This is a genomic window from Tumidithrix helvetica PCC 7403, from assembly GCF_965232925.1.
GTDB lineage: Bacteria > Cyanobacteriota > Cyanobacteriia > Pseudanabaenales > Pseudanabaenaceae > Tumidithrix > Tumidithrix helvetica.
Genome location: NZ_CBDDRA010000052.1, coordinates 11,206 through 13,908 on the forward strand (window position 1 = coordinate 11,206; position 2,703 = coordinate 13,908).

Annotated in this window: 2 protein-coding genes; both read left to right on the forward strand. The window is 46.6% G+C overall.

Features of this window, described 5'->3' with window-relative positions; translation table 11 throughout:
* Positions 1-55 precede the first annotated feature (55 nt).
* A complete protein-coding gene (locus tag ACP2WE_RS25465; RefSeq protein ID WP_425218329.1) occupies positions 56-661 on the forward strand; it encodes a WD40 repeat domain-containing protein in 606 nt (201 codons plus the stop codon).
* Between the two features lie 27 nt (positions 662-688).
* Positions 689-2,703, forward strand: a 2,015-nt coding sequence (locus ACP2WE_RS25470) for an AAA-like domain-containing protein (protein WP_425218326.1), incomplete at its 3' end; no start/stop codon positions are given.

Genomic DNA, 2,703 nt, shown 5'->3' on the forward strand with positions numbered 1-2,703 from the left:
ANNCACTGCTTCNNATGATAAAACAGCGCGGATATGGGATCTCCAAGGTAACCTTCTGACCGAACTAAAAGGTCATGCAAATGCTCTCAGGAGCGCAACTTTTAGCCCTGACGGCAACAAAATTGTCACTACTTCCGTTGATAAAAAGGCACGAGTGTGGGATCTCCAAGGTAACCAACTTGTCGAACTAAAAGGTCATACAAATTATGTCAATAGTGCAATTTTTAGCCCTGATGGTAGAAAAATCGTCACTGCTTCCGATGATAAAACAGCGCGGGTATGGGATCTCCAAGGTAACCAACTTGTCGAACTAAAAGGTCATGCAAATGCTCTCAGGAGCGCAATTTTTAGCCCTGATGGTAGAAAAATCGTCACTGCTTCCGATGATAAAACAGCGCGGGTATGGGATCTCCAAGGTAACCAACTTGTCGAACTAAAAGGTCATACAAATGCTCTCAGGAGCGCAACTTTTAGCCCTGATGGTAGGAAAATCGTCACTGCTTCCGATGATAAAACAGCGCGGGTATGGAATAACATTGAAAGCGATTTGGATCGCCTGTTCGTGCTTGGCTGCGAGAAGCTGCACGACTATCTCTCCACCAACCCCAACGCCACAGACAGTGATAGACAAATGTGTGGCATCGAGAAGAGATCGAGGTAAATTACGTTCTGAAAATATCTGTAAGCCATGACGAATCTACCTGAATCGCAGCAAGCAAGTCCCACCACTCCATTTAGCTATCAAGTGGGTGGCAGCCTTGCGGTCGATGCGCCTGCCTATGTGGAGCGCCAAGCCGATCGCGAGATTTACGATCGCCTCAAGAATGGCGAATATTGTTTTGTGTTTAACTCGCGCCAGATGGGCAAGTCGAGTTTGCGCGTGCGCGCCATGCAAAAGTTACAGGAAGATGGGGCGCTCTGTGCCGTGATCGATCCGCAGACGCGAGGGACGACGTTGCGCGAAGACCAATGGTATGCGGGAACGATCAAGCGCTTGATCTGCGATTTGCATCTGGAGGATCGGATTGATTTCTCAAAGTGGTGGAAGGAACTGGATGCCCAGTCGATTTCGGTAGTAGAGCGGTTTTATGAGTTTATCGATGACGTGCTGCTACCCCAAACCACGCAAAGCATCGTAATTTTTGTGGAGGAGGTGGATAACCTGCTCAGCCTCAAGTTTGATACCGATGGATTTTTTGTGTTGATCCGCTCGTTATACGAACGCCGCGCCGAGAAGCCTGAATACAATCGCCTCACATTTGCTTTTCTGGGCGTTGCAACGCCCTACGATCTAATTCGTAGCGGTCAGCGATTGTCGTTTAATATTGGGTATCCCATCGAAATGAGTGGGTTTCAATTGCATGAGGCAACGCCACTAGTTAGAGGGTTGGAAGGGAAAGTAAGCGATCCGCAGGCAGTTTTGCAAGCAGTCCTGTATTGGACAGGCGGACAGCCGTTTTTAACGCAGAAGTTATTGAATTTATTGATACAGAATACCGATCTGTCGTTGTATGCGTCGGAGCTGGTGGAACAGGTTGTCTATGCCAAGATTGTCGAGAATTGGGAAGCGCAGGATGTGCCACCTCATTTGAAAACAATACGCGATCGGATTTTGCATAGTGACGAGCGAGGGAGAGGACGATTATTGGGGCTGTATCAGCAGGTTTTAGATAGTGACGGCATTGCTGCGGATGAGAGTAGCGAACAAATGCAGTTGCGTTTAACGGGTTTGGTGGTGAAGCGGGATGGAAGGCTGATGGTTTACAACCCAATCTATGCTGTGGTGTTTAATCAAACGTGGTGCGATCGGGCTTTAGCAGATTTGCGTCCATCTTTTTATGCAGAGGCTTTGAGGGCATGGCAAGAGGAAGGCGAGGAGCAAAAGGAATCGTTTTTACTGCGAGGGCAGGCACTAGAGGATGCGGAAATTTGGGCGAAGGGAAAGCGACTGAGCGATGAAGACGAGCAGTTTTTACGCGATAGTCGGAATACAGAGAAGCGTGAAATCGACCTGAAGTTAGAATCAGAACGCTTGGCAAGGGAGACTGTAGAAAAGGTGAATGAGACTCTGAGTCAAGCAAATGAGATTGCAAGAGAACTGATTGCGCTGGCAGAGGTCAAACTGGAGAGTGTAAACGCTAAAGTTGCATTTTTAGATAATCTTGGAATCGAATCTCTACTATCAGCTTTAAGAGCGGGGTATAAGCTCAAGCAGATTGAAAAACGTTCAATGAATTGGAAAGAAATTAAACAGTCTGATGTTTTACCCATCTTACTGCAAGCAATTTATCAAGTACCTGAGCAAAACCGCTTTCAAGGACATACGAGTGCTGTAAATAGTGTAAATTTCAGCCCTGATGGTAGCAAAATTGTCACCGCTTCCTCTGACAGAACTGCGCGAGTTTGGACTGTACAAGGAAAGCAAATCACCGAACTTAAAGGTCATACAGATACTGTTAGATATGCGAACTTCAGCCCTGATGCTAGCAAGATCATCACTTCCTCTGATGATGCCACAGCGCGAGTGTGGGACTTACAAGGTAATCAAATTACCGAACTCAAAGGTCATAAAAGCTATGTCGTTAGTGCAAACTTTAGCCCAGACGGCAGTAAAATTGTTACTGCATCCTATGACAACACAGCGCGAGTGTGGGACTTACAAGGTAATCAAATTACCGAACTCAAAGGTCATAAAAGCTATGT